This window comes from Caulobacter sp. GW821-FHT11E11 (assembly GCF_058808315.1).
Map to the genome: position 1 here is coordinate 239,297 of NZ_JBXARO010000004.1, position 26,703 is coordinate 265,999.

Sequence of the window (26,703 nt, forward strand, 5' to 3'; positions counted from 1 at the left end):
AAGCACCTTTAGGCCAAGGCCAGGTTGATCGCGATCGACCGCCGCACGCCCGGACTCTTGAACGGGTACACGCAGTGCAGCATCCACGAGGGCCACAGGTAGAAGTCGCCGACCACCGGCTTGACGGTGAAGAGGTTCTTCAGGCCCACGGCGCTGCGACTGTCGATGAACTGCAGGCAGCCGGACGTGTTCTGCCGCGCCTTGTCGGCGTTGAACTCGTCCTCGTACCCCGGCGGCATGCGCAGGAAGCCGACACTGCTGAACAGGCAACCCTGGTGGAAATGGGCCGGGTTGTAGTCCCCGGGGACCATGTCGTTGACCCAGCCTTCTTTGATCTCGATTGTCAGCTTCCGGTCTTCCAGCTCCTCGGTCTGACCGTAGTCGCTGAAGTGCATCAGGGCGTTCTCGCAGCGATACGCATAGGTGCGCGCCACGTCGTAGAGGAAGTCGGTGAAGTCGGGCATCACCCGGATGATGTCGGTGAAGCGGACCTCGGTGCTGACCGCGCCGGCGAGATGCCTGGACCAGTCGCGGGCGGCGGTTTCGTCCTTCGACGCCACGATCTCGTCGGCGCGGGCATTCAGGCGCTGGACGACGCCTTCTGGCATACGCGCCTTGATGATCGTCGGGCTGAACGGCGCCACCAGCCTGAGATCGTAGTCGTTGGCCATCGCCACCCCGCGAGACGACGCGAGGGACCGGGTGACCGATCCCTCGCCTCTCCGTTCTCGATCTAGAATTCCTTCCGGACGGTCAGCCAGATCGACCGCGGGGCGTTGCGCTTGAGCAGGAAGCCCGACTCCGGAAGCTGTTGGACCACGTCATAGACCTGGACGTTGGCCGGCAGGTTGGAGCTGATCATCGGGTCGTAGGCCGAGATGTAGTCCTTGTTCAGCAGGTTGCGGACGTCGAGAGTGATCAGCGTCTTCGTCATGCCGCTGTACTGGACCGAGGCGTCGATATTGTCCTGCTTGGGCAGGAAGCGCTTATCCAGCGCATTATTGTTCAGCTTGCGCACGTCCATCCAGCGGTGGCGGACGTTGAAGCGGAAGTCGTTCCAGCGGTACGAGACCACGTTGCTGAGGGTCCACTTGGGCGACCGGGCCAGGATGCCGGCGTCAATGCGCAGCACGTCATCGGCAGCGCCCTGGCTATTGGCCCCAGTGTTGAGCCAGGTATAGGCCTCGGTGGTCTTGCCGTTGAGGTAGGTGACCGACGGGTTCCATTCGAGGTTCCGCGTCACCCGCCACTTGGCCCAGGCCTCGACGCCACGCGTGAAGTACTTGTTGAAATTCTCCGGCAGCAGGTAGGTCGAGACGTTGTCGGTGTCGACGCCCGTCGGATAATCGTTCACCGCGAAGTTCTGGTAGAAGTAGGTGATCTGGCCGTTGAACTTGCGATCGCCGAACGTGTAGGCGAACTCGTGACCCTTGATGAAGGCCGTCGGCCCCAGCGGACGCACCAGGGTCGCCGCCGTCGAGTAGCGGTTGATGACGCCGGCCGCCGGTTGCTTGGCGTCGGTCCAGCGGTAGTAGATCTTGTGCTTGTCGCTGAAATTATAGCCCAGCGCGACGCTGTAGTCCCAGACCGCAACGCTCTTGTCGGCGGTGATCACCTTGGCCGCCGTCTTGGTCATGTAGACGTTGTCGTAGACCGTCAGCGGATTGCCATCCAGGCCGCCATTACTCAGCGACGACGCGCCGGAATTGCGGGTGTCCCAGGTCTCCGAATAGGTCTTGGCGTCGAAGCGCTGGTACTTGACGCTGCCGTTGAAGTCCCACTTTCCGGGCGACCAGGCCGCGCCGAAATAGGGTGAGATCTCGCGGATCTTGGCGCGTTGCGAAACGGTCGTGAACAGGCCCGAACCGTAGCTGCCCCAGCCGCCGGCGTCGGTCAGCTGATAGGTCGTGCCCGTGGCTGTGACGTACTTGGCGCTCAGGTTCTGGACCTGGCCGTCGGCCCAGGCCGACACGCCCAGGCCGTTGGCCCAGTTGTCGTTCTTCTGCTCCGAACGCGAGACGTAGAGGCCGGCATAGGCGTTCCAGTTTTCGCCCCGATACGACGCCGTGAAGTTGCCGAGATAGTCCATCGACTCCCGGTAATTGTCCTCGGCGCGGGTCAGCAGCACCAGGTCCTTCGACGCTGCGTCGACGGGCACCACGCCAGAATTGAACACGCCGCCAGCCGTCGGAATGGTCGCCGTGACCAGGCCGCCGCGCATGTCGATGTCGCGATTGGGCAGGCTGTTGCCCACGATGCACAGGCCGGCGGCCTGGAAGGTGGCCTGCGTGACCCGCGGACAGGCCGCGCCCGTGCGGTAGTTCACGCCGTTCTGCGAGCCGTTGACGTTGTTGGCCACGCGGGCCACCAGCGCGCCGGCGCCGTTGTAGAACTCGTAGTAGCCCGGCTGGGTGTCCAGGTTGTTGATGTTCAGGCCGTAGCGCTCGCGCGTCGCGGCGGCCGAGCCCAGCGAGGCCAGTTGTTGCGGCTTGTAGGACTGGCCACGATAGGTGTTCTTGGCGATCCGCGCCGAGCCCTTGAAGCTCCACGGTCCGTTGGTGTCGTGGTTCCAGCTGAAGATCAGGGCGTCGGTCTTGTAGCGATAGCCGTCCGACGGATCGAGCTCGTGCGTGCCGCCCTTGAAGTAGTTTGGCACCGTCTGCTTGCCGCCGTTCATGAACAGGTTCACGTCGCGACCAAAGCCCGGGATCTCCTGCGGGTTCTGGTAGCCGTAGGTCGGCTGCTGGAACGTCGTCAGCTCCGCGTTGGTGTCATCCATGTGCTTTAGGATGACGTTGAACGAGCCCGAGCCGTTCGCGGAGCTGTAGTCCTTGTAGACGTTCAGCTTGATCTGGCCGCCATGGTTCAGGTTCCAGCCCGGGTTCACCTGGCCGTTGGACGTGCGGTAGAAGCCGCTGACGCCGACACCCATGTCGCCGGCCTTGTTGACCCAGCCATACGCGCCGTCGATCTGCTTCCACGACAGGTGCAGGTCTTCACCTTCGAAGCCGATACGGGTCTGGATGACGCCGCCCGGCTTCACCGGTCCGGTGATGTAGTTGAAGGTGGCGCCCACCGAGGTGGTCACGCCCGTCGCCGACGAACCGCCGCGAACCGACTCCACGCGGCTGGTCGACAGGTCGTTGCGGAAGAAATAGCCGTCCTGGAAGCCGCTGAACTTGAACGGCACGACCGGCAGGCCGTCTTCCAGGATCGTCGACCAGAAGTAGCCCGAGGTGTTGGCCCCGGTGCCGATGGTCATGCCGCGCGTGAAGACCTCGTTGCGGGCCACGCCGTCGTTGCTCTCGACGACGACGCCGGGCATGTCGCGCAGCATGTCGTCGGCGCTGATCGGCGTGAACTTGGACATGTCGTCCTCGTTGATCACCGAGAACGAGACGTTGGCCTTCTTGGCCTGGGTGCCGACCATGACGCCGGTGACGATGACGGTGTCGACCGCGCTGGTGTCGGCTTCGGATTGCGCGGGCTTGGGCGCGGGTGCCGCCGACTGGGCGTGCGCGACGCCAACCGACAGCGCGCTCGCGCCGGCGGCCAGGGCCAGAACCATGTGAGAAACTTGCAGAGCGCAGCCGCGCTGAGGGTTGTGACGACCCATTATTACCTCCCCTTCGGACTTAAGCCCGGATTCGCCTGTCGTCGGGCAGAGCCCAACGCGTCGACCGCCTTGCGATTTTGGGGACGCCAGCCAGCATCCCGATCGGCCTACTTGTTATCGATACCAGTCACTTTCAAAACCTGTCAACGGGAATCCCGCGTTCCGACCTTAGCCGCCACCATGTGCTTAGGATCGTTGGTTTTTCCGAACTCGAAGTCGGTTCGAACCACCGTCCCGCGCCGCCTCAGGCGCGTGATTTCCCCATTGGCCGCCAGCAGATCCAAGGCGGCGCGGACGGTGACCCGTGCGACGGCAAAACGCAGCGACAGGTCCCGCTCGGTTGGCAGACGCATCTCCCCCGCCAGGATCACAAGCCGCAAGCGCTCCGCGATCTGGCGGTAGAGCGCGCTCGCGCCGCTACGCTCCAGCGGCCCCCAGGGATCCTCGCCCTCGGGGCGGCGCAAGGCGACCATCGCGTTCTACTTGAAGTTCACGCCATCGACATTCGGCCCGATCTCGAGGACGGCCGGATCGGCCCTCCTCAACGGCCGGCCGGCGATCGTCACGTTCTCGAACGTGATGTTGCGCACCGGCCGATCGGGCGCGAACCCGGAGATCGTCGAGGGGCTGGGCCAACCCGCCCCCGTGAACGCGATGTTGCGAAAGTGGACGCCATCGACCAGCAGGCCGGGGCTGGTCCCGTATTTGGCGTTGAACACCGTGCGGACATTGAAGAGCTTGCCCTCCTCGATCTGCTCGACGCGGATATCGTCGAACGTCACGTCGCGGACGGTGTTGGTGTCGCCGGCGCTGATCGCCAGCGCGCCCTGGTACTCGGGATCGTCCTCGTCCAGCCCCAGGATGTCGATGTCCTGGAAGCGGATGTGCTCAAGGACATTGGGGGTCTTGCTGTCGCCGTGCAGGCCGATGAACACGGCGTGGGCGACATCGGGCCAGAACGCCGAGCGGCTGACCTGGATGTTCCGCGTGTCGCCGGTCCCCGACTTGCGGGTGGCGTAGATCGCCACGCTGTCGTCCGAGGTGCGGATGAAGGCGCGCTCGACGGTCATGTCGCTGCAGGCGAAGACATTGATCCCGTCCGACCACGAGCCGTTGCTCAGGGTCTTGATGTCCTTGAAGGCCACCTGGCTGGACCCGGCGCAGGCGATCGTGCCGTGCTTGGGCGTCAGGAAGGTCAGGCCCTCGACCGTGACGTTCCTGGAGTCCTGGACCACCAGCTGATCGGCGGGTCGATCGATCATGCCCCGACCGATGATCCGGACGTTGTCGACCTTCTCGGGCTTGAAGACGCCCTGCAGGATCGCGCCCGGGGCCAACCAGATGGTCTGTCCCGACTGCACCGGAAAGGTCTGACCGCCGCTTGGCGGCGTGTGCAGGCCCGCCTCGTAGACGACCACATTCGGCCCCGGCGCGGGTCGCGCGATCGGCGCGCCCGCGAAGACATGGAGGTTGTGCAGCCGGTCGCCGTCGAACTCGACGGACAGGTTCTGCGGCTTGTCGATCGTGAAGGTGACGATGCCGTCGCGGACCGTCGGCTTGATCGCGTTGCGCGCGGGCCGGACCTCGACGCGCTTGAAGTCGCCGTTGTTCTTGCGCACGCCGATCTCGACCGGCCCCTCGAAGTCGAACTGCACGACCGAGGCGTCGCTGGGACCGTCGGAGTCGATCTTGACGTTGTACTCGTAGAGGTCGCGCCACGGCCCGCCAGGCTGGCGCACCCGCACCGTGAAGGTGTCGTTGTGCATGCTGTAGAGCAAGCCGCCGGGCGGGAGCGGATAGACGATGAGCGCTCCGCCCTGCTCCGCCGCCTGCGCGCCGCTTGCGAGAACAAGGGCTGCGGCCAGACCCGACCATGGCGCTTTGCGAAAACCCATCGAAACCTCCCTGCCCGGCGCTCTGAACGGCGCCCTTCAAGCCTGGAGCCCGCCCCGTAGCGATCACCGGCATCGTCAAAAAAGGCGCGGGACGTCGGCTCGGCCGAACGCCCCGCCGACGGATAGCGTCGATACATCACGGGGAGAGCCCGAAGGCGGATTATTGATATCGATATCACAACGATCGCGCAAGCCCTGAGCGCGGCATGACAAGCCGCGCCAAAAACTCTTGGTATCGTTATCAGTTTGATCTATGACCAAGAGAGTCGGACCGACCACGCCATGCAGCGCGGACGGCGCGGTCAGGGAGGTTGTCGCATGGGTGTCAGTAAGAACTACGCGCCGCTGAGCGGCTTCCTCTTCTTCTACTTCTTCGCCCAGGCCATGAGCATTTCGCTGCTGGCGCTATGGCTCAAGAGCACCCTGGGCCTGACCGGCGCCCAGACCGGCGTGGTGTTCGCCGCCAACTCCTTCTTCGCCATGGTCTCGCAGCCGATCTACGGGTTTGTCTCGGACAAGGTGGGGCTGCGCAAGACGATCCTCCTGACCGTCGCGGTCCTGGTCCTGCTGTCGGGAGCCTTCTTCGCCTTCGTCTACGGACCGCTCCTCAAGGCCAATCTGCTGGCCGGCGCCATGATCGGCGGCGTCTATCTTGGCGTGACCTTCTCGGCCGGCAGCTTCGCCATCGAGTCCTATGTCGACCGCGTAGGTCGCAAGTACGGTTTCGAATACAGCCGGGCCCGCCTCTGGGGCTCGCTGGGTTTCGCGTTCGCGGCGTTCTTTTCGGGCCGGCTGTTCAACCTGGACCCGCTGATCAATTTCACCCTGGCCTCCGTGGCCGGCCTTCTGCTGTTGCCCATCCTGGCCTTCACCAAGATCGAGGCCAGCGACGACGAGCGCCGCAGCTCCAATAGCCTCAAGCCCACGGACGCCCTGGCCATCCTCAAGCTGCCCAAGTTCTGGGGCTTCATGGTCCTGATCCTGGGCGTGACCAACCTGTACCTCGTCTATGATCAGCAGTTCCCGGCCTACTACGCCTCGCAGTTCGCGAACCCCAAGCAGGGCGCGGCGATGTTCGGCTATCTCAACTCGGCGCAGATCTTCGTCGAGGCGGGGATGCTGTTCGTGGCCCCCTTCATCGTGAACCGGCTCGGCGCCAAGAAAGGCCTGCTGCTAGCGGCGGCGATCATGATCATCCGGATCACCGGCTCGGGCCTGGTCACCGGCCCCTGGGCGATCTCGGCCATGAAGATGCTGCACGCGATCGAGCTGCCGATCCTGGCCGTGTCGATCTTCCGCTACATCGCCTATCACTTCGAAGCGCGCCTGGCCTCGACCCTCTATCTGGTGGGCGTCAGCTTTGGCCACTCGCTGGGCCTGACGATCCTGTCGCCGATCGTGGGCAAGAGCTACGACCTGATCGGCTTCCCCCACACCTATCTGCTGATCGCCCTGTTCGCCGCCGCCTTCTGGCTGGCCTCGGTGTTCAGCCTCTCGCCCACGCCGCTGGCGAGCCCATCCCCAGGCGATGACGAGCGCGACGCGGCGCTGGCGCAAGCCGACATCGCCAAGGTCAGCTGAAGATGCCTCAGTCCCCGACAACCGCGCGCGAGCCCCTGCGCCGCGCCGACGAGATCCTCGCGCGACCGCGCGCCGACCGAGCCCAGTTGGACGCGATCCTGGCGGCCGTGCTTGCCCGGATCGACCGCAGCCTGGATCTCTTCACCGACCAGTTCCCCAAGCCCTCGAGCCAAGACGGCGTCTATGCGCCGATGGACAACAGCGAGTGGACCAACGGCTTCTGGACCGGGATGCTGTGGCTGGCCTTCGAGGCCAGCGGCGAGCCGCGCTACCGCGACGTCGCGCGGCGCCAGGTGCGAAGCTTCAAGCAGCGCATCGACGCGCGGATCAATGTCGAGCACCACGATCTCGGTTTCCTCTACTCGCTGTCATGCGTCGCCGCCTGGAAGGTCGATGGCGACACCTGCGCGCGGGATGCGGCGATCCAGGCCGCCGACACGCTGCTGGAGCGCTATCTTCCGGCCGCCGGCATCATCCAGGCCTGGGGCGATCTGAGCGATCCCGAGCAGGCCGGGCGCATGATCATCGACTGTAACCTGAACCTCCCCCTGCTCTACTGGGCGACGGAGGTCACGGGCGATCTGGAATATGCGCGGGCCGCCGACCGGCACATCGCCCAGGCCGCGCGCTACATCGTGCGTCCCGACGCCTCGACCTTCCACACCTTCTACATGGATCCGATGACCGGCCAGCCGGTCGGCGGCAAGACCCATCAAGGCTTCAACGACCAGTCCTGCTGGGCGCGAGGCCAGGCCTGGGGGATCTCGGGCTTCCCGCTGGTGCATCGCTACAAGGCCGATCCGGACCTGATCCACCTGTCCGCGCGCCTGGCGAACTATTTCCTCAATCGCTTGCCCGAAGACCTCGTCTGCTGCTGGGACCTGATCTTCACGGACGCCGAGCGCGACAGCTCGGCCGCCGCCATCGCCGCCTGCGGCCTGCTGGAGCTGGCTAGCGCCCTGCCGCTGACAGACCCGGACCGCGAGACCTACGAGGCCGCCGCCCTGGCGATGGTCCAGGCCCTGGGCGAGCGCTACCTGCTGCCGCTGGGCGAGCCTGGCGCGGGCGTCCTGGCGCACGGCGTCTATCACATGCCCAACCGCGTCGGCGTCGATGAGGCCTGCATCTGGGGCGACTACTTCTTCCTCGAGGCGCTGGTCCGCCTCACGCGGGTTTGGGAGCCCTACTGGTGATTCAGATCGGCGTGGATTTTGGCGGCACCAAGGTCGAGGCCGCCGCCCTGGACGCGAGCGGCAAGGTATTGGCCAAGGCCCGCGTTCCCAATCCGGGCGACTACGACAAGGCCCTTAGCGTGGTGCGTGACCTGGTCGGCGGCCTGGAACAGAAGCTGGATGCGCGCGGCACAGTGGGCGTCGGCGCCCCGGGATCGATCTCGCCGACCACCGGCGTGATGCGCAACGCCAACTCCCTCTATCTGAATGGCCGCCGCTTTCGGGAGGATCTCTCCCAAGCGCTAGCCCGTCCCGTGCGCCTCGCCAATGACGCTAACTGCCTGGCCCTGTCCGAAGCTGTCGATGGCGCGGGCGCGGGCGCCAAGGTGGTGTTCGCGATCATCCTCGGCACCGGCTGCGGCGGCGGCCTGGCGATCGACGGCCGACTGGTCGAGGGCGGCAATGGCATCGCCGGCGAGTGGGGGCATATCCCCCTGCCCTGGCCGGAGGCCGACGAACGCGAGGGGCCGACCTGCTGGTGCGGCCAGCGCGGCTGCCTGGAGATGTGGGTCTCCGGCACCGGTCTGCAGCGCGACTACCAGGCCAGGTCCGGCGTCGCGGCGAGCGGCGAGGAAATCATCGCCCTATGGCGGCAGGGTGACCCGCAGGGCAAGGCCGCTTTCGAGCGCCTCCTGGACCGGCTGGGGCGCGCTGTCGCGGTGTTGTGCAACATCGTCGATCCCGACGCCATCGTGCTGGGCGGCGGCCTCTCGAACGTGCCAGAAGTGTGCCAACTCCTGCCCGACCTTGTCGCGCCGCGCGTGTTCTCCGATCGCTGGAGCGCCCGGATCAAGCCGGCTCTATGGGGCGACGCCTCGGGTGTCCGTGGCGCGGCGCGCCTGTGGTCCCTGGACGAAGCCCGCCAGCTTGCCGCCGAGCTCGCCGACTAGGGTGGAGCCGCCCCCGAGGAGCCCCGCTCCATCAGCGTGAAGGGCATCAGTTGGTGGACGGGCGCGGGATCCGCGCCCAGCTTGCGCGCGCGGATCTGCTCGACGATCAGGCTGACGGCGGCCCGCCCCATTTCGGCGATCGGCTGGTGGATCGTCGTCAACTCGGGCCAGACCGTGGTGGCCACGGCCGTGTCGTCGAAGCCGCAGACGGTCAAATCACGCGGCACGGCGATCTGACGGCCATGCGCGACGGCCAGGGCCGCGGCGGCCATGTCGTCGTTGCTGGCGAAGATGGCGCTGGGCCGTAGCCGCGCCTCGAACAGCTTCTCCGCCGCCGTCAGGCCCGACCGATAGGTGAACAGGCCCTGGGCCACCCATTCGGGCCGCACAGCCAGGCCCGCTTCGGCCATGCCGGCGAGGAAGCCCTCGTAACGCAGCTCGGTCGGGGTGTGCTGCGGGTCGCCCTTGATGAAGGCGATGTCGCGATGGCCCAGGGCGACCAGGTGACGGGTCATGGCCAGAGCGCCCTCGAAGTCGTCGATCCGCACGCTGGAGACGTCGACCATCGGCCGAGCCGTCGCCAGGGCCAGCACGGTGACCCCTTCCGCGCGCAGCATGTTGATCGTCTGGCGGGAGTCGCACAGCGGCGGCGGCAGGATCACCCCGTCGACCCCAGCCGCCAGCAGCCGCTTCACGGCCTGCTTCTGCCCCTCCAGCCCCTCGCAGCGCTCCAGGATCAGGTGACTGGCCAGCCTGGAGCTTTGCTCCAGCCCGCCCATCATGATGTCGCTGAGGTAAGAGGCGCTGGGGTTGCTGTAGAGGATCCCGACCCGCGCGGCGGTCGCTCGCGAGCGCGTCGCCCGGGCCGCGACATTGACCTGGTAGTTCAGCTCACGGACCGACGCCTCGACCCGCTCGCGCATCGCCGGACTGACATTGACCGTGCCCCGGATCACCCGCGAGACCGTCATCGACCCGACACCAGCATGACGCGCCACGTCGTGGATCGTGATCGCCCGCGCGGCGCCACGCTCGGAAGGCGACGGCGCCGCCTTGGCTTTGCCAGGAGTCTTCACGAAGGCGGGCACCATTGTTTACGATAACAATACATCCTAACGGGGCTTCTCGCCTCGGCGCCAGAGCAAAATCAGCGAGACCCTCGCGCGGTCTGACTTGGACTTGGCATGCGTGAGTTCGCTAGACTGCGTCGCGACCGGCAAAGAGTCGCATGAGAGGCGAGGAATCCTTGAGCACGCAGAGGCGACAGGCGCCGACCATCCACGACGTGGCTCAGCACGCCGGCGTGTCCTCCATGACCGCCTCCCGCGTCGTCAACGGCTACGCCCACGTGCGTCCCGCGGTCCGGGCCAAGGTCGAGGAAGCGATCAAGACCCTGGGCTACCGGCCCAATTCCCTGGCCCGCGCCACCCGCACCGGCATCGCCCAGATCGGCATGCTGTATTCCAACGCCAGTTCGTCGAACCTCAGCAGCTATCTGATGGGCGCCTTCCGCCAGGCCAGCATCAGCGGCTGCCAGTTGCTGATCGAGCCCAGCCAAGTTCATCCCACCCCGGCCGAGGCCGTCGCCAAGCTGGTCGACGCCGGCGTCGGCGCGGTGATCCTGCCGCCGCCGCTCTGCGATGATCCGGCGATCCTGGAAGCGCTTGAGAAAGCCGGAGTCGGGGCTGTCAGCTTCGCGACCGCACGACCGCGCCAAGGTGTCCCCGCCGTCTTCATCGACGATTTCGAAGGCGCGCGGATGATGACCCAGCACCTGCTGGACCTGGGCCATGTCGACATCGCCTTCGTGCGCGGCGACCCGGCCCACTCCACGGCGCAGCGGCGAGAACAGGGTTTCCGCGAGACCATGGCGGCGGCCGGCGTCGCGGTACGCGACGACTACGTGGCCGACGGCGGCTTCAGCTATCGCGGCGGCCTGGAAGCGGCCCGTCAGCTGCTGGGCCTGCGTCGTCGCCCCTCCGCGATCTTCTCGGCCAATGACGACATGGCGGCGGCCGTCAGCGCCGTCGCGCATGGCCTGGGCCTGTCGCTCCCGAACGACCTCAGCATCGCCGGCTTCGATGACACGCCGGTCGCGACCACGGTCTGGCCCGAGTTGACCACCATCCGCCAACCCATCGCCGACATGGCCGCGTCGGCCGTCCTCCTGGCCATGGACCTGACGCGACCGGGCGCAGAGCCTGCTGGCGATGTCCAGGCCACGCTGCAACTGATCGAGCGCGGCTCGACGGCCGCGCCGCCGGTCTAAGCCCGCCGGCTTGCCAAAGGGCTTCGCCGCATTGATAACGATACCAAAATCACTGGCGAGGAAGACATGCGCGAGGCGACACACGGGAAGATTCTGGTCTTCGGTCTGATCGCGATCGCTGTGACGGCGGCCTTGCCCGCCTGGACGGCCGAACCGACCAAGGCGTGGTTGCCCGACCGCGGCGACGGGACCTATCAGAACCCCGTTCTGGCCGGCGACTATTCCGACCCCGACGCCATCCGCGTAGGCGAGACCTACTACCTGGTCTCATCCTCGTTCACCAACGCGCCGGGCCTGCCGATCCTGAAGTCGACCGATCTGGTCAACTGGACGATCATTGGCCATGCCCTGCCGACGATCCCGCCGCAGGCCCATCACGCCACGCCCCGTCGTGGCGGCGGCGTCTGGGCGCCGGCGATCCGCCACCGGAACGGCCGGTTCATGATCTACTATCCGGACCCGGACTTCGGCGTCTTCCTGGTGACCGCCAAGGATCCCGCTGGCCCATGGTCCAAGCCTGTGCTGATCGATGACCGACGCGGCATAATCGATCCCGCGCCCTTCTGGGACGACGATGGCCAGGGCTGGCTGGTCAATGGCTGGGCCAAGAGCCGCGCGGGCTATGCCAATGTCATCACCGCCAGACGCCTGAACAAGGCCGGCGACAGGACGGTGGGCGAGCCCGTCATCCTGATCGATGGCGAGCGACTGCCCCAGGTCGCGACCTCACGCGGTCCCTTCCCGTGGATGACCACCGAAGGCCCCAAGCTCTACAAGCGCGACGGCTGGTACTATGTCTTCGCCCCGGCCGGCAGCGTGAAGGGCGGCTGGCAAGGCGTCTTCCGCGCCCGAAGCCTGCTGGGTCCTTATGAGGGCCGCAACGTCCTCGACCAGGGCCGCACCGAGATCAACGGCCCCCACCAGGGCGCTTGGGTGACCACGCCATCGGGCGAGGATTGGTTCCTGCATTTCCAGGACGCCGATTCCTACGGTCGACGGGTCTGGCTGGAGCCCATGGTCTGTAAGGATGGCTGGCCCATCATCGGCCAAGACCCTGACGGAGACGGCATCGGCGAGCCCGTGCTAGCCTACCGCAAACCCGCGGCCAAGACGCCCTCCCCGCGCCTGGCCCCGCAGGATAGCGACGACTTCGACGGCGTCCTGTCGCCGGCTTGGCAATGGAACGCCAATCCGCAGGCCGATTGGGCCGACCTGAAGGCCGCGCCGGGACGGCTGCGCTTGAAGTCGATCTCCTCGTCCGAGAATCTCTGGGAGGCCGGAGCCCTGCTGACCCAGAAGTTGCCGGCCGAGCGCTTCACGATCACCACCAGCCTGACCTTCCAGCCCAAGGCGGTCGGCGAGCGCGCGGGCCTGCTGGTGTTCGGCTCGGACTATGCCTGGATCGGACTACGGAATGGTCCGACCGGCCCTCAGCTCGTGCGAGTCGATCGTCAAGGCGCCGACAAGTTTCGGCCGGAACGCCTTGAGATCGTCGAGGACAAGGCGCCAGCCACCGTCTGGCTGCGCGTGAGCGCGGAACCGATCGTGGTCGCCGACCCGCCACCGGACTTCTCGCCCTATTGGCCCTCGATGTTGCGCTCCAGGCATGCGCGCGTGACGTTCAGCTACAGCGTTGATGGCAAGGCCTTCACGACAGTGGGCGCACCCTTCGTCAGCCGACCGGGACGCTGGGTGGGGGCGCAGGTCGGCATCTTTGCCCAAGCGCCAAGTGGAACGCCGTCGAACACCTCCACGCGCATAGGCTGGACAGATGTCGAAGGGTTTTGGGTATCGCCCTAGGGCTGTCGCGGAAATGCCCCAGCGTGACAGTTCTGCGCCAGAAGCGGACATAGGCCGACCGTCTGCAACGAGACGTTCGGTCAATCAGAGTGATCGCCTAGGGACGGACCAAAGGCGTCCATCCGCCAAGCACGAATTCGGGCCTGCGATAGTCGGCGATCAATGCCGCGTCGACCCTGGCGTCGAGCGCCCGCATGGCAGGATGACGCTTTGAGAGATCGATCGGGTGACCTTGCAGGTCCATGGTGTTGAACTCCATGAGCCGCAGGTTCGACCAGTCGAAGGTCGCCTTGTCCTCGACCGCACCCCAGCCTTCCGGCGGCACGCCGTCGGTTTTGGTGTCGATCAACACCATCTCCGCATAGGGGAAGTTGGCGTATGCTGCTCCCGCCGCGCCGTTGCGGGGCAGCCGTCCCAGGACGCCGGGCGTCTTACGGCCCTCGGGATTGGCCGGAGTGATCGACCAGGGCAGCGGCCGATCCTCGTAGATCAGGCGCGAGTCGATGAAGACGTTGCCATGACTGCCCTTGGGCGTGCGCGTCCAGGTGAAGGGGCCCACCGACCGGATTTCGCAGCGCAGGCAATAGAGCGCCGCATAGGCAAGGATGGTGTCGCCATCGCCGGTCAGGGTGCTGTCGACCATGTAGATCGAACCGTAGGTGGTAAAGGCGTCGCCTGAGCCGTCGAGCGTCATCCGATCGACGATGTTGCGGTCGCCGCGCAGCAGCAGGGCCTCGGCCTGGCCAATGAAGTCGTTCCGGATCGTGAAGGTCGACAGCTGGATGTCATTGGCCTCGGTCACCGTGAAAGCCGGCCGGATGCGGTTGAAGGCGCTGTTGTTGGGGTAGTGCACGACCACGCCCTCGCGGCTCTCGCCGCGCAGGGTCAGGTTCGACTTGCCCTTCAGATAGACGATCTCCTGGTAGTCGCCGTTCTTGATGAAGATGGTCAGCGGCTTGGCCGAGGCCTGAGGCGCGAAGTCGATCGCGCCTTGGACCGTGCTGAAGTCGCCCTTGCCATCGGCGGAGACCACGACCCGGTCGACGCCGGCCTTGGGCGGCGCGGTCTTGGTCGTGAAGGTCCAGGTCTTGGCGGTGTCCAGCGGCTTGCCTTCCGTCGTGGTCAGGACTTCCGGATCCAGCTTCACAACATAGGACCGGCCATATTTCAGCGCGCCGTTGTGCGGATGGATCGTCGCGCTGTTCCCCTTGGTCGTGACCGGGAAGAAGTGGAACCACGCCCCGCCTGCCTGGACCGCCTGGAAATCCGGATTGTCCGGCCCGGCGGGCTTGGGCGGCGCGGGCGACTTGGTCTCGCCGGTCGCGCTCTTGGGCCGGCCGTCCGGGACCGGCGAGACGGGGATGGCCAGGTCCAGGGTGTCGACCACGCTGTTGTCGGCAGCGTCCAGGATCTGGATCTTGCCCGAGGTCCCGATCTTGGGCGGGGCGTCGAACGTCAGGACCAGCTGGGTGTCCGGATTGACGTTCCTGGCCCCGGCGATCGGAAAGAGTTTGGGCGCGGCCAGGCAGGGCGTCGCGAAGAGGACGGCGGCCGAAGCGATGAGGGTCGTGCGCATGAGCTGTCCCATCAGAAGGTCATCCGGACGCCGAAGTTTAACTGCCGCCCGGTCGAGGCGTACTGCGTCACCACCGGATTGCCGTCATAGGCGAAGCGGTTCGAAGTCTGGTTGGTCAGGTTCAGAGCCTCGACCACCAGCGACGCGCCCTTGAACAGCTCGTAGCTGAACGAGCCATCGACATTGGTCGTCGACTGGCTGCCGGCGAAGTCGTTGATCAGCGGCGTCAGGCACATGCCCGGCTGACAGCTGCCGCTCTGCAGCGGATAGGTCGAGTAGTATTTCGAGCGGTAGGCGACCGAGACGCGGGCCGTCCACTTGGGGGTTTCGTAGTAGAGCGTGCCGTTGACCGAGTCCGGCGAGGCGCCGAGGAACGGGGCCTTGCCGATCTGCTGGGGCCGCACCGGCGCGGTCACCGAACCGGTGTCGATGATGTACTTCAGCTCGCTTTCGATGTGGGTGTAGTTCACCTGGGCGCCGAAGTTCTTCAGGAAGCCCGGCAGGAAGGTGAAGTTCTGCTGGTAGTTGATCTCGACGCCGCGGATGTAGCCGCCCGGTGCGTCCAGCGGCAGGCTGAAGGCGAAGTCGTTGTTCCCGTCGAGATAGGCCCGCTGGGCGTCGCCGGCCGCCGTCGAGGCCGTGATGCTGGCGCGCAGCTGAGCCACCACGGACGGGTCCAGATAGTCACCCAGCTTGCCCTGGGCCAGGACGGTCTGCGGGAACGACTTTACGTCCTTGTTGAACACCGCGACGCTGATCAGGGCGCCTGGGGCGAAGTACCACTCGTAGCTCAGGTCGAGATTGTTGGCGCGGAACGGCGAGAGCTTGGTGTTGCCGCTGGTCACCGCGCCGCCGGTGATAGCGCCGGCCGTGGATGGCACGGTGAAGGTGGTGATGCCGGGGGCCAGTTGGGCCAGCGACGGACGCGACATCACCTTGGCCGCGCCGAAGCGCACCAGCATGGTGGGGGTGAGCTCGAACACCGCATTCAGCGACGGCAGCCAGTCGTTGTACTCGTTGGTGTTGGTGATGCTGGCCAGGGTCGGCGTCAGGCCGTTGGCCGTCACCTTGGTGTTGGCGTAGCGGACGCCGACATTGCCGCGCACGTCCATGCCCAATAGTCGGCGGCTGTAGTCGTACTGAACGTAGCCGCCGGCGTCCTTCTCGGTGATCTGGTAGTTCAGCCCCGGGCTGCCGCCGTACGACAGGCGGAAGTCGCCGTACTTGTTGACGCAGTTGCAGTCGAAGCCGAACACGCCGGCCATCTTGCGATTGCTGGGCGCCCAGAAGGCGGTGGTGGTCCCGGCCGGGACGTTCAGCCCTTGCCCCCATTGGATCACCTGGCCCGTCGCGGCCACCGTACTGCCAGCCTCCAGCAGGGTCGGCGAGACCGCCTCGTTCGAGGCCCGGCGCAGCTCGCTGGTGTCGAAGCCGAACTCGCGGAACGAGCCGCCCACCTTGATGTGGTCCTCGTCGAAGACGCGCCAATCGAGATCGCCGCGCACGTTCTTGAAGGTGTTCTTGGTGTGTCGGGCCTGGATGCGCAGGACCGACAGGCCCTTGATCGTGTCCCAATTAGCCGGGTTGGCCGCGTCGAAACCGAAGTCGATGACCGGCATCGAGCCGCCGCCCCGCGCGTCATAGACGAACTGGCTGCTGTCCAGACGGCTGAGGTCGGACAGCAGGCCCAGGCTGTCGTTGGTCGACTCCGAGTAACCGCCGACCACGCTAAGCTTCAGGTCATCGGTGATCTCTTGGTCCAGGGCCGCCGAGACCTGTTTGAAGGTGGTCGTGTAGGCGTTGCCGTCGTTGGCCGAGCGGTAGTCGATATTGCCCAGCTTCATGTAGTCGGCGACGGGCGTCTTGGGGTTCGAATTGTCGACGTGGGCGGCCAGGATCCGCGTCGTCGGCTTGCCGATCAGGGCGTCGAACAGCGCCAGGCCGTTGGTCGTGGGGATGTAACCCTTGGATAGCGGGTTGTTGTAGTAGTCGTAGGCGTTGAGGTTGTTGGGATTGGTGCTGTTGGCGAAACCGGGCAGCACCGCGCCGGCGCCGCCGGTCCCCTCGCAGGCGATCGGGAAGACCAGACCCGCGGTCGAGCACGACGAATAGAGCGCCGCCGAGCCCGCCGTGGCGGTGTTGTAGCCGGTGACCGTGTTGCCGAAACGGTTCAAGCCGATGGTCGAGATCTGGTAGAAGTCCGAGGTCTGCTTCAGGCGCGAATAGACACCGTCGACGCTGATCAGCGTGCGGTTGGTCGGCTTCCATTGGGCGGAGGCCGTGAACCCGGTGCGCTCGGTTTCGATCTCCTGGTGATTCAGGGTCGGCAGGGTCGGGACGATCACGGTCGAGCCGGCCGTGGTCTGGGTCGCCACGCCGTTGACGAACTGCCGGATCGCGCCGCCGTTCGGATAGATCAAGGCGTAGGCGGCCGGATCCGACCCGCGCTGGGCATTGCAGGCGTCCAGGCGCGTGATGTTGATCCCGGGGATCACGCCGTTGAGATTGGGCGCCGTGGCCGAGCCGCCGTCGCAGACAGCCGTCGAGGGGGCCGCGAAGCCCTCGCGCTGGGGGATGCCCGCCGTCGGCGAACCGGCGGTCAGGGTCGGCGTCGCGAACGGGCGGGAATAGGCGTAATCGTACGAGGCCGGCCCCCGGCTGTAGCTGTCGGCCGACCGCCGGGCCTTGTTGTAGACCCCTGAGACGCTGACGCCGAAGCGGCCAATGTTGGTGTCCCACTGGTCGGCGACCAGACCGGCCAGGCGCGGATTGTGGTGCTTGCCGTTCTCGTAGTAGCCGTCCTGCACCGACAGGCTGAGCTTACGCCCCTTGTAGTCTAGCGGACGCCCAGTGGAGAGATCCACGGTGGCGCCCAGCGAGCCTTCGTCGACCTCGGCCGAGGCGGTCTTGCGCACCGTCAGCTGGCTGAAGAGCTCCGAGGCGAAGGCGTTGAAGTCAAAGCCTCGCGAGCGGTTGGGCGCGCTGCCGGAATCGTTGCCGCCCGAGGTCGACAGCGCTTCCAGCCCGTTCAGACGGACGCGCGAGAAGTCCGGACCCAGCCCTCGGATCGAAATCCGTCGCCCTTCGCCGTTGTCGCGGTCGATCGAGACGCCCGGCAGGCGCTGGAGGGATTCCGCCAGGTTGGCGTCGGGGAACTTGCCGATGTCCTCGGCCTTGATGGTGTCCTGCATGTCGTTGGCGCGGCGCTTGGTCTCCAGCGCGCTGGCCACCGAAGCGCGGTAGCCGGTGACGACCACTTCGGTGACCGTGTCGGCGTCCGCCGGCGTCGGCGTGGTCTGCGCCAGGGCCGGCGCGGCGACGGCTAGGCCGCCGGCCGTGACCAGGGCGACGATCGAGACGCGGCCCATCAGGCTCCTGGTCTTCCCGAACTGTTGGATGTGCATGGAACTCCCCTTCCCTTTTTCTGTGGCGTTTCCTCGCCGGGCCTTGCGCCGGCCCGGTCGGTGTTTGGTGGTGATGGTGACAGTCAGGCGCCGTGGGCCTTGGCCCATGCGGCGTAGCGGGTCAGGACGGCCGAACCCCAGTCGCCGTACCAGCCGTAGCCGCCGCGCCGTTCCTTCTCGACCTCGGCCAGGCGGTAGCGGATGACGCCGTCGCGACCGGCGAAGATCGGCCGGTTGGTCCCGATCTCGTAGAACCGCGCCCAGATCGGCGGCGCGGTCGGATCCTCGTGGACGATGCGATCGCCGCCCACGTACTCCACGCGCACGCCGTTGATCTGAACGCCGCGGTACCAGGCCGCGCCGGCCCGGATCGCGGCCTTCACGGCGGGGGTGGGCTTATCGATGCTCATCAACAGCAGCAGGACGCTGGCGCTCTCGCCGCCGCTGATCGAAACCGGCTCGAACTTGCGGGCCGGCCGCGGTTCGTACGTGACCTCGTCATGCTGGGCGCACCAGGCGGTCAGGACGCCATCCACGCGGATCTGGGTCTTCAGGATGAACGCGACGCCCCGGTCGAACGCCGCCTTCGCCGCCGCGCGGCGCTCGGCCGGCAGCACCTTGAAGTCCGGCGCGGTCGCGACCTCGCGCAGCAAGGTCATCAGGTCGACCATCTCGTTGTCGTTGAAAGTCGCCTGGTGGTCGTAGGCGTTGGCGAACACCGGCCACGAGTGGGGCCAGCCGCCGGTCGGGTATTGCGCCGCCAGGATGTAACCCAGGCCGCGATCAATAGCCTGGAGGTTGCGCGAGTCGGGTGCGACCTTCTGCAGGCGGGCCAGGAACCGCATCTCGTTGACCGTGGCGCCGATCAGGGCCGAGCGGCGTCCCCAGGGTCCTACCGAGGCGGGGTCGCCGATATTGGGCTCGCCGACCGTATTCATCAGCGGCCAGCCGCCGCTGATCGGATCCTGCCAGGAGAGCAGGTTGTCGGCCATGACCTTCGCCTCCAGACCGGCGAACCAGGCGTCGGGCTTGTCCTTGACCGTCCGCCACCAGCCGTTTGGCATGTTGCGATTGGCCTTGCGGGCGGCGTTGGCGGCGGCGACCGGATCGACACCGGCGGGCGGCGGCGGGTCGGCAAATTCGCGCGCCATGAACCCGGCCATCACCACCAGATCGCCCGGCAGCAGGGCGTGCCCGCCCTTGTGCATGTAGAAGGCCAGATCGCTGGCCACGGGCGTCTCGGCGGCCGGCTGCTGGGCGCCGACGCCGGTCTTGCCGTAAAGGGCGTAGACGGGGGCGACGGCCTGGGCGGCCAGGAACTCGCCGCGCGGGTCCGACCATGTGTCGGCATCCCCGGTGACCAGCAGCATCGGTCGAGGCGCGATCAGCGACAGCAGCATGTGGCTGTCCACCGGCAGGTCGGCGACGTGGTCGGCGAAGGTGCGGTAGCGTGGCGCGAACCAGTAATGATAGCGGCTCGGATCGGTGATCGCCGCGATGGTCTCGCCATAGTCGCGCCGGCTCAGCGCCGCGCCGCCCTCGCCAGAGATCACCGGCATGACCAGCGCGATGCGCGGCTCCTGGGCGGCGGCCCAGAGCGTGGCCTTGCCCAGCCGCGAGGCGCCCGACAGCGCGATCTTGCGGGGGTCGATCGCCGGGTCACCCGAGAGGTAGTCGACGACGCGCGACAGCCCCCAGCCCCAGGCGCCGATCGCGCCCCAGTCGTCCGGCTGGCGCGGACCGCCCTGGGGCCCGAACAGCGACCGTACGCCGAAGGCCGCGCCGCCGTCGAAATCCGGCTCGATGTCGCCATAGTAGACGTGGGCGACAGCCAGGCCCCGCTCCAGGAACGGCTTGGGATCGAAGCCCGCCAGCAGCGTCGCCTGGCGGCCAGGGACCCGCTTCTTCTCGCGACCATTCCAGCCGAAGCCCTCCTCGATGCCCGGGTCGTCAAACACCAGGACGTTTGGCGAGAAGCCGATTTGCAGCAGGACAGGGACCGGGCCCTTGGCCGCCGCCGGCGTGTAGAGCACGACGCGGATCGTCGGACCGTCGGGATGACCGGGGAACGTCAGCCGGGTCTGCGTCCGCCGGGCCATGCCGCCGAAACTGGCGATGCTCGCCTCCCAGGTGTCGGTCTTCATCGGGACGTAGCGCGCCGGCGTGCGTCCGAACTGGTTGGCGCGGAAGAGCTCCAGAACCTCGCCACGCCGCTGCCTGGCCCAAGTCGCGGCGTCGGTCACGGGCGCGCCGCTCTGGAGCTTCAGGGGATCGGGCAGGACATAGGTCCCGACCTTGCTCTCGTCGGTGTTGCCCTTGGCCTGGGCCAGGGCCGTCGGGGCGACGCCTAGACAGAGGGCCAGCGCCAAGGCGCCGGCCAGAGGAAAGCGGGCCATGGTCAGGTCCCCGGCTGACGGTAAGGGATGGTTCCGACGAACCGGCGCTCCTCGCCGCGCGGATCGCTGGCGATGGCGGCGGGCGCGTCGAACAGCATCGTCGCGCGGCGCTCAAGGTCGTAGGTCGGCCAAGCTGGCAGCGATGGCGTGTTTGGATTTCCGGTCCGGGCGAAGGCCAGGAAGCTGTCGCTGACCTTGTCGGCCAGTCCCTGCGCGTCCGCGCCGCCGCCGGTCATGCTGGCGGCCAGCTGGACGTTGTCGAACACAAACGGGATGTCCAGTGTGTGGGGGGCTTTCCACTTGCCGCCGGACACCGGGCTGGGCCAGTCCCACTGGTAGACCCAGGTCCCGGCCGCCCCCTTCGGCTGGACGGCTCGCCGGTCGGCCTCGACGATCTGGGCGCGCCACGAGCGCAGGGCCGTGCTGGCGGCGAAGAACACCGCGCTGGCGTCGTGGGCCGGATAGAGCCGGCGATAGAGGGCGATGACCTCATCCGGCGTCTTCTGGCCCATGTACGATCCGACGTACTTGGTCAGCTTGGCCGGCAGCTGGTCCCAGGTCAGTGCGAACAGCTCAGGGTCTCGCGCCCCGATCAGCAAGGTGGTCTCCTCGCGGGTATTGCCCATGACCATCGGGATGTCGCGCGACAGCGGCGGGGCGTCGGGCTCGAACGGGTCGCGCGGCAAGCCGCGGCCATCGACGACCGGGCCGTAGTAGGGCGAGCCGGACGCGGCCTTGATCAGGTCCGCCATCGGCAGGGCCTTCAGCCCCGCGACGTCGCCGACCATAAGTCCCGCCCGCTTGAAGACGCCCTCGGCGTTGCGTGTCGCCATGGCGAGCGGCGTGCCGGTCACCTGCTGGCCGCTCATGGTCCAGACCTTGTGGAACAGGCCCCGCGCTCGCGGCATGGCCATCAGCACGGCGCTCTTGGCCCCGCCGCCCGACTGGCCGAAGATCGTCACGTTATCCGGGTCGCCGCCGAACGCAGCGATGTTGTCGCGCACCCATTCCAGGGCCAGCACCAGGTCGAGCATGCCGACATTGCCGCTGTCGGCGTAGGCTGGGTCGAAGCCGCCCAGATACAGGAACCCGAACAGGTTCAGCCGGTGGTTCATGGAGACCACCACCGCGTCGCCCTTCCGGGCCAGCCGCGCGCCGTCGTACATGTCGCTGTTGGCGGAATAGTTGATGTAGCCGCCGCCGTGGATCCAGACGAGGACCGGACGCTTGCGGCCGTCGGCCAGGGCCGGGGTCCAGACGTTCAGCTTCAGGCAGTCCTCGCTGAACGACTCCTCCTTGCGGCTCGGCGCGAAGCCCGAGCCGACGCCGATCTCGGGCTGCGGCGCGCGCGGACCAAATCCGACGGTATCGAGCACGCCGTCCCAGGCCTTGGGCGGACGTGGCGGCTGGAAGCGGAAGTCCGCCGTGTCGCCGCCGTAAGGCACGCCCTTGAACACCTTGATGTCGCCGTCGAGGAAACCCCGAACCCGCCCGTGCCGCGTCCGGCCCTCCGGCGACCTCGAGGCGCTCAGCGCGGGCGTCGCCAGCGCCGCCACGGCGGCCATGGCGCCGCGTCTCGTCCAGCTCTTCGTCATCAGCGTGACGCCCCCAAAGAGCGAGGACCGGCCGAAAGGAGACCGGTCCTCAGTCCGAGGAGGAAAAACGACGGGGCGGCGGCGCGAGGTCCACGGCCAATTACAGTCGACGCTGACGCCAGAAGCAGGAACGCAGGCGTTCGCGTCGCTTCGATCGTGGTCCCCATGGGCCGCCTCCCCGTTCGTTGTCGCGAGGCCAGGCAAGCCTAACCACGCCTATTCGCCGCCCTTTTCAGGCGACACCGGTGTCATCACGCCGAAAGAACGTGCCGAACAACCGTTTGAGGTAGACAATCACGAACACCATTTGCCGTCAACTATGACGGCTAATGTCCCAAAATGGCTGGCACAACTGGACAGCGGCAGCGAATTGACTTCATTTGCCGTTCGAGATGACCGCAAAAGTCGACACAACCTCCGATGGCAACGGGAAGATCCGGGGTCCACACGCCGAGCGCAGCGCGGCCATGCGCCAGCGCCTGGTCGAGGCCGCTATCGCGTGCCTGCACCGCGTCGGCTACGCCGCCACGACCACCCAGCTGGTCATGGAGGAAGCCGGGGTCAGCCGAGGGGCGATGCTGCACCACTTCCCTACGAAGGTGGACCTGATCATCGCCGTTGCAGAGGCCGCGGCGGCCCACCAGAACCACCATGTGCGCCGCCGCCTGGGCGCAGTCGCGCCTGGCATGGATCGCTACCTGGCCATCACCGAGGCGACCTGGGAGGTGATGCGCGAACCGCCGGCCATCGCGCTGATCGAGATCATCGTCGCCTCGCGCAGCGACCCGGCCTTGGGCGAGCGCTTCCCGGCCATTGCCGCCGAGTTCGAGGCCAGCCAACGTGAAGGGGTCTGGGCCCTGGCCGAAGAGCTGGGCGTCCACGACCGAGACGCCATCGACCGCATGGTGCGCCTCCATCGCGCGGCCATGCGGGGCCTGGCGATCGAGATGCTGTTCACCGGCGACCGCGCGGCCGCCGAGGACGGCATGGCTCTGCTGGAGCACTACAAGCGCTACCTGACGGGAGACCTGCTCACGCGGGGCGAGACCCCGTTGTTCCCCGGCGCCGATCCCAAAGCCTGAGCGGCCCGACCGCCAGGCGCCTGCGGCCTCAAGGCGCCATACTGGCCACCGAAGAAGATCAAGGGCGCGGCGGCGCGCTCCTCGCGCCGCTCGACCTCGCCGATGACCGGCGTGAATAAATTCTAGAGACTGAAAACAAGCCTCTCTCCCGTTGGATGGCGTCGACGCCCTGGCCATCGCGACATGGTCCAGCACCCGCGCACGCTTGCGTCTCGACACCAGCACCAATGGCGGATCCAGCGACACCGACAGGAAGGCGTTCGCCGTCATCCCTGCGGGACCGTCCGGCGTAGCATAGGTCACGACAGTGACGCCGGTCGTGAAACGGCCCATGACCCGCTGAAAATGCCCAGGCGCAATCCCTGCCCCCTCCGGGCTTTTTGACCTCACGCCTCGACATTTGGCTGTTCCACGTTGCCGGAAATCAGACATCAAGCCTCTTCATCAAGCCACAAATAAATTGACTCACGCACCATAAGAGGTGAGCGTGAGGAAGAAGTAGAGACCGCTCCACGGGCGGCCGGGTCAAAGCAGGGAGAAAACGATGACCTATTCGAAGGGGCGCGTGATCCACGACGCCGACAGCCACACCATGGAAACGGCAGACTGGCTGGAGCCTTATCTGGAAGGCGCGCATCGCGAAAAGCTGGGCTCACTCTATTCGGAGCGCGAGACCGGTCGCCGGATCGTCAAGCTGATCGACCAGGCCAAGGCCCGCAAGGGCGACCCGGAAGCCGAGGCCGCCGCCGCCGAGAACCCGATCGCCGGCGCCAAGGGCTGGCTGGGCTACGGCGCCTTCGATACCGACGAGCGTATCAAGGCCCTCGACTGGCTGGGCTTCGGCAGCCAGTTGGTCTTCCCGACCTTCGGCCTGGGCGCCGTCACCAAGGCCGAGGACGAAGAGACCATGTACGTCGCGGCCCAGGCGTTGAATCGCGCGCAATGCGCCTTCTGCGCGGTCGACCCGCGCCTGGTGGCCGTCGCCTTCGTGCCGCTGGACAACCCGTTGCGCGCTATCGCCGAGCTGGACGCGGCCCTGCACATGGGCGCGGGCGCGGTGATGTTCTCAGCCTCGCCGGCTGGCGACCGCTCGCCGGGCCATCCGGACCTCGACCCGTTCTGGCGTCGCCTGGAGACGGCCAATGTGCCGTTCATGCTGCACATCGGCCCGGGCACCCGCACACAGCCCAAGCCCTTCCACAACAACGGCCGCGAACGCGCGCCCGACCTGCACGGCGGCGGCGAGAACCTGCGCTTCGCCGACTATATGTGCCTGTGGTACGCGCCGCAGGAGTTCCTGACGGCGATGATCTATGACGGCGTCTTCAATCGCTTCCCGGCGCTGCGCGGCGGGGTGATCGAGTCGGGCGCCGGCTGGGTGCCGGACTTCCTGCGCCAGCTCGACTATTCCTACGCCTCGTTCAAGAAGACCGACCCCTACCTGCAGGAACTAGACCTGAAGCCGTCGGAATATCTGCGCCGCGCGGTGAAGTTCACGCCCTTCCCCAGCGAGGACGTCGGCCGGATGATCCGCGACGCCGGCGCCGACCTGTTCCTGTTCTCCAGCGACTATCCGCACCCGGAAGGCACGCCCGATCCGATCGGTCGCTTCGAGCGCTCGCTGGGCGGACTGGAGGAGGCAGAACTCGACGCCTTCTACCGCCGCAACTACGAACAGATGATGGGCATGCAGGACAGCGCGGCCAGCATCGCCGCCGAATAGCGTACCGGAGTCGCGGGATTGCAATTGGCGGTCCCGCGGCCCAACCTTGGCCCATGCGCGAAAAGACCTCGGCCAAGTATTCCCGCCAGCAGCTCTACGACCTCGTCTGGTCCAAGCCGCTGGCCGGCGCGGCTGCCGAGGTGGGCTTGAGCGCCAACGGCCTGGCCAAGCTGTGCGACCGCCTGCTGATCCCCCGCCCCGCCCGCACCCATTGGACGCGGCAAGGGGCGGCCGCCGCGCCCGCGCGACCCGCGCTGCCGCCGGCGCCATCCAGGACCGCGCCGGAGATCATCGTCGGCGCCGAGCAGTTCACCGCCCGCCGCGCCCGCACGCGCCTGTCGCCCGGGGACCGGCGCGACCAGCTGATGGACACCGCCGTCGGCATCATCCTGGCCGAGGGCTTGACCGAGGTGACCCTGAAGCGCGTGGCCCGCGACGCCGGGATCAGCGAAGCCCAGGCCCACAACTGCTTCGCCGGCCGCGCCGACCTGCTGGCCTCGCTGGCCCGGCGCGAGCTGCAGGCCCTGGAGCGGCGCCGCCAGCTGCAGATCGCCCGGGGCGAGGACAACCTGACCCGCATCATCCTGTCGACCCTCGGCTATTTCCACGAGGCCATCGCGCGCGGCCCGACCCTGCAGATCCTGATGCGCGACGCCGAGGTGCGCGAAAGCCTGCAGGACGAACGCCAGAAGGCCGCCGAGATCGCCGTCGAGCCGATCGTCGAGTCGCTGGGAGCCCGCTATGGCATGAGCCGGTCCGTGGCCTATGGCTCGACGGCGGTCCTGACCGCTGTGACGCGCCGCGCCGGCGGCATGCTGGCCTCGGGCCGCACGACCCTGGAGGTCGCCGAACGCCTGTGCCTGCCGGTGATCATCGCCGGCGCCAACAGCAACGCGGCGGCCGCGCGCCAGGAAGCGCCCTAGGCGGTCCGCGCCCCGCGCGGGCGAACCGAATCGATCCCGTTGGACATCAGGCGCGCGCACAGCGCCTGGGCCTCGCCAAGGTCGAGCGCCCCCTCGAACACCAGTCGCCCAGCCTCCTCGGGAATGGCGACCAGCAACTCGATCAGCACCAGGGCCTCATGCGCCGAAAGCCGCAGGTCGCGCCGCGCCGCGCGCGCCAACCGGGCGATCGCGGCCACGTGCCCCCGCGCCTTGCCGCCGCGCGCCCGGGCCTTGGGAAGGTCGCGGACGGCGACATGCACAACCGGACCATGGCGTGCGACGTGATCCAGATAGACCCGCGCGGCGGCCATGGCGCGCACCCCGAACTCGCCCGACTCCAGCGCCGTGGCGAGGCCAGCCTCGCCCAGCCACTGCATGCGCCGCTCCAGCACGGCCTCGGCCAACTGATCGGCGTCGGGGAAATAGGCATAGACCAGCGCCCGGCTGGCGCCCATGGCGTCGCCGACCCGCTTCATCGAGATCGGCAGACCTCCGGTCTCGATCACCAGCCCATCGGCGATATCGAGGATCTGCGCGATGCGCGCGGGCGCGCTCTTGCGGCTGCGAAGGTCTTCCTGGAGGTCCATGGACCCGATGTTGGCCACCGCCGCGCGATTGTCAAACCCCGCCACGCGCGCCCTCAGCCCCTGATACCGTGCGCACGAAACGCACCACTATTGGTTTGCATGTAAACTCTCTT

18 protein-coding genes and 1 pseudogene are annotated in these 26,703 nt (G+C 67.2%); 8 read left to right on the plus strand and 11 right to left on the minus strand.

Annotated features, from left to right (window positions below):
* Positions 1 to 8 precede the first annotated feature (8 nt).
* The 4 genes from AC1RR5_RS11405 to AC1RR5_RS11420 all read right to left on the minus strand — a co-directional run bounded on the left by AC1RR5_RS11405 (position 9) and on the right by AC1RR5_RS11420 (position 5,511).
* Positions 9 to 671 (minus strand): putative 2OG-Fe(II) oxygenase, encoded by a 663-nt coding sequence (locus AC1RR5_RS11405; protein WP_492921642.1) that lies wholly within the window; start codon positions 669 to 671, stop codon positions 9 to 11.
* A gap of 62 nt (positions 672 to 733) precedes the next feature.
* The gene (locus AC1RR5_RS11410; protein WP_492921644.1) at positions 734 to 3,568 is read right to left on the minus strand and encodes a TonB-dependent receptor plug domain-containing protein; all 2,835 of its coding nucleotides are present in this window, start codon (positions 3,566 to 3,568) and stop codon (positions 734 to 736) included.
* Positions 3,569 to 3,759: 191 nt separating this feature from the next.
* Positions 3,760 to 4,089 (minus strand): GntR family transcriptional regulator, encoded by a 330-nt coding sequence (locus AC1RR5_RS11415; RefSeq protein ID WP_492921645.1) that lies wholly within the window; start codon positions 4,087 to 4,089, stop codon positions 3,760 to 3,762.
* A gap of 6 nt (positions 4,090 to 4,095) precedes the next feature.
* Positions 4,096 to 5,511: a glycosyl hydrolase family 28 protein gene (locus AC1RR5_RS11420; RefSeq protein WP_492921646.1), complete on the minus strand. Its 1,416-nt coding sequence runs from the start codon at positions 5,509 to 5,511 to the stop codon at positions 4,096 to 4,098.
* 318 nt (positions 5,512 to 5,829) lie between these two features.
* On the opposite strand from AC1RR5_RS11420, the gene AC1RR5_RS11425 reads away from it, so the two are divergent.
* The 3 genes from AC1RR5_RS11425 to AC1RR5_RS11435 are packed head-to-tail and all read left to right on the plus strand — an operon-like array spanning position 5,830 to position 9,214.
* A complete protein-coding gene (locus AC1RR5_RS11425; RefSeq protein ID WP_492921647.1) occupies positions 5,830 to 7,092 on the plus strand; it encodes an oligosaccharide MFS transporter in 1,263 nt (420 codons plus the stop codon).
* A 2-nt stretch (positions 7,093 to 7,094) separates the two neighbouring features.
* The gene (locus tag AC1RR5_RS11430) at positions 7,095 to 8,285 is read left to right on the plus strand and encodes a glycoside hydrolase family 88 protein (RefSeq protein WP_492921648.1); all 1,191 of its coding nucleotides are present in this window, start codon (positions 7,095 to 7,097) and stop codon (positions 8,283 to 8,285) included.
* Positions 8,282 to 9,214, plus strand: coding sequence for an ROK family protein (locus AC1RR5_RS11435; RefSeq protein ID WP_492921649.1), 933 nt, complete (start codon positions 8,282 to 8,284; stop codon positions 9,212 to 9,214). Before AC1RR5_RS11430 ends, AC1RR5_RS11435 begins: the two co-directional genes overlap by 4 nt.
* Here the strand turns inward: AC1RR5_RS11435 and AC1RR5_RS11440 are convergent.
* Positions 9,211 to 10,302, minus strand: a complete 1,092-nt coding sequence (locus AC1RR5_RS11440; RefSeq protein ID WP_492921650.1) for a LacI family DNA-binding transcriptional regulator — start codon at positions 10,300 to 10,302, stop codon at positions 9,211 to 9,213. The two genes, AC1RR5_RS11435 and AC1RR5_RS11440, sit on opposite strands and share 4 nt — an antisense overlap.
* 140 nt (positions 10,303 to 10,442) lie before the next feature.
* Between AC1RR5_RS11440 and AC1RR5_RS11445 the strand changes: the two genes are divergently transcribed.
* Together AC1RR5_RS11445 and AC1RR5_RS11450 are read left to right on the plus strand one after the other, a co-directional pair.
* Positions 10,443 to 11,483: a LacI family DNA-binding transcriptional regulator gene (locus tag AC1RR5_RS11445; protein WP_492921651.1), complete on the plus strand. Its 1,041-nt coding sequence runs from the start codon at positions 10,443 to 10,445 to the stop codon at positions 11,481 to 11,483.
* A 66-nt stretch (positions 11,484 to 11,549) separates the two neighbouring features.
* Positions 11,550 to 13,283, plus strand: coding sequence for a glycoside hydrolase family 43 protein (locus tag AC1RR5_RS11450; RefSeq protein ID WP_492921653.1), 1,734 nt, complete (start codon positions 11,550 to 11,552; stop codon positions 13,281 to 13,283).
* Positions 13,284 to 13,380: 97 nt separating this feature from the next.
* Here AC1RR5_RS11450 and AC1RR5_RS11455 read toward each other — a convergent pair whose 3' ends face one another.
* The 4 genes from AC1RR5_RS11455 to AC1RR5_RS11470 form a co-directional block, all read right to left on the minus strand.
* Positions 13,381 to 14,859, minus strand: coding sequence for a pectinesterase family protein (locus AC1RR5_RS11455; protein WP_492921654.1), 1,479 nt, complete (start codon positions 14,857 to 14,859; stop codon positions 13,381 to 13,383).
* Between the two features lie 11 nt (positions 14,860 to 14,870).
* Complete coding sequence (locus AC1RR5_RS11460) at positions 14,871 to 18,263, minus strand: TonB-dependent receptor (protein ID WP_492921655.1); 3,393 nt, start codon at positions 18,261 to 18,263, stop codon at positions 14,871 to 14,873.
* Between the two features lie 83 nt (positions 18,264 to 18,346).
* A complete protein-coding gene (gene pelA / locus AC1RR5_RS11465) occupies positions 18,347 to 20,659 on the minus strand; it encodes a pectate lyase (RefSeq protein ID WP_492921657.1) in 2,313 nt (770 codons plus the stop codon).
* 2 nt (positions 20,660 to 20,661) lie between these two features.
* The gene (locus tag AC1RR5_RS11470) at positions 20,662 to 22,254 is read right to left on the minus strand and encodes a carboxylesterase/lipase family protein (RefSeq protein WP_492921659.1); all 1,593 of its coding nucleotides are present in this window, start codon (positions 22,252 to 22,254) and stop codon (positions 20,662 to 20,664) included.
* A 467-nt stretch (positions 22,255 to 22,721) separates the two neighbouring features.
* Here AC1RR5_RS11470 and AC1RR5_RS11475 point away from each other — a divergent pair, with 467 nt between their 5' ends.
* On the plus strand, positions 22,722 to 23,336 hold the full coding sequence (locus tag AC1RR5_RS11475; protein ID WP_492921661.1) for a TetR/AcrR family transcriptional regulator: 615 nt from the start codon (positions 22,722 to 22,724) through the stop codon (positions 23,334 to 23,336).
* 237 nt (positions 23,337 to 23,573) lie between these two features.
* Here the strand turns inward: AC1RR5_RS11475 and AC1RR5_RS11480 are convergent.
* A pseudogene (locus AC1RR5_RS11480) lies at positions 23,574 to 23,768 on the minus strand (hypothetical protein); the annotation flags it as partial.
* 112 nt (positions 23,769 to 23,880) lie between these two features.
* On the opposite strand from AC1RR5_RS11480, the gene AC1RR5_RS11485 reads away from it, so the two are divergent.
* Positions 23,881 to 25,059 carry an amidohydrolase family protein gene (locus tag AC1RR5_RS11485; RefSeq protein ID WP_492921662.1) on the plus strand — a complete coding sequence of 393 codons (1,179 nt, stop codon included), beginning with the start codon at positions 23,881 to 23,883 and terminating at the stop codon, positions 25,057 to 25,059.
* 53 nt (positions 25,060 to 25,112) lie between these two features.
* Positions 25,113 to 25,982: a TetR/AcrR family transcriptional regulator gene (locus AC1RR5_RS11490; protein ID WP_492921664.1), complete on the plus strand. Its 870-nt coding sequence runs from the start codon at positions 25,113 to 25,115 to the stop codon at positions 25,980 to 25,982.
* Here the strand turns inward: AC1RR5_RS11490 and AC1RR5_RS11495 are convergent.
* Positions 25,979 to 26,635, minus strand: coding sequence for a TetR/AcrR family transcriptional regulator (locus AC1RR5_RS11495; protein WP_492921665.1), 657 nt, complete (start codon positions 26,633 to 26,635; stop codon positions 25,979 to 25,981). The genes AC1RR5_RS11490 and AC1RR5_RS11495 overlap by 4 nt on opposite strands.
* Positions 26,636 to 26,703 lie beyond the last annotated feature (68 nt).

Coding starts and splice junctions, on each gene's coding strand:
- AC1RR5_RS11405 (WP_492921642.1), bottom strand. CDS start 671: ATGGCCAACGACTACGATCTCAGGCTGGTGGCGCCGTTCAGCCCGACG.
- AC1RR5_RS11410 (WP_492921644.1), bottom strand. CDS start 3,568: ATGGTTCTGGCCCTGGCCGCCGGCGCGAGCGCGCTGTCGGTTGGCGTC.
- AC1RR5_RS11415 (WP_492921645.1), bottom strand. CDS start 4,089: ATGGTCGCCTTGCGCCGCCCCGAGGGCGAGGATCCCTGGGGGCCGCTG.
- AC1RR5_RS11420 (WP_492921646.1), bottom strand. CDS start 5,511: ATGGGTTTTCGCAAAGCGCCATGGTCGGGTCTGGCCGCAGCCCTTGTT.
- AC1RR5_RS11425 (WP_492921647.1), top strand. CDS start 5,830: ATGGGTGTCAGTAAGAACTACGCGCCGCTGAGCGGCTTCCTCTTCTTC.
- AC1RR5_RS11430 (WP_492921648.1), top strand. CDS start 7,095: ATGCCTCAGTCCCCGACAACCGCGCGCGAGCCCCTGCGCCGCGCCGAC.
- AC1RR5_RS11445 (WP_492921651.1), top strand. CDS start 10,443: ATGAGAGGCGAGGAATCCTTGAGCACGCAGAGGCGACAGGCGCCGACC.
- AC1RR5_RS11450 (WP_492921653.1), top strand. CDS start 11,550: ATGCGCGAGGCGACACACGGGAAGATTCTGGTCTTCGGTCTGATCGCG.
- AC1RR5_RS11455 (WP_492921654.1), bottom strand. CDS start 14,859: ATGCGCACGACCCTCATCGCTTCGGCCGCCGTCCTCTTCGCGACGCCC.
- AC1RR5_RS11460 (WP_492921655.1), bottom strand. CDS start 18,263: ATGCACATCCAACAGTTCGGGAAGACCAGGAGCCTGATGGGCCGCGTC.
- pelA (WP_492921657.1), bottom strand. CDS start 20,659: ATGGCCCGCTTTCCTCTGGCCGGCGCCTTGGCGCTGGCCCTCTGTCTA.
- AC1RR5_RS11470 (WP_492921659.1), bottom strand. CDS start 22,254: ATGACGAAGAGCTGGACGAGACGCGGCGCCATGGCCGCCGTGGCGGCG.
- AC1RR5_RS11475 (WP_492921661.1), top strand. CDS start 22,722: ATGCGCCAGCGCCTGGTCGAGGCCGCTATCGCGTGCCTGCACCGCGTC.
- AC1RR5_RS11485 (WP_492921662.1), top strand. CDS start 23,881: ATGACCTATTCGAAGGGGCGCGTGATCCACGACGCCGACAGCCACACC.
- AC1RR5_RS11490 (WP_492921664.1), top strand. CDS start 25,113: ATGCGCGAAAAGACCTCGGCCAAGTATTCCCGCCAGCAGCTCTACGAC.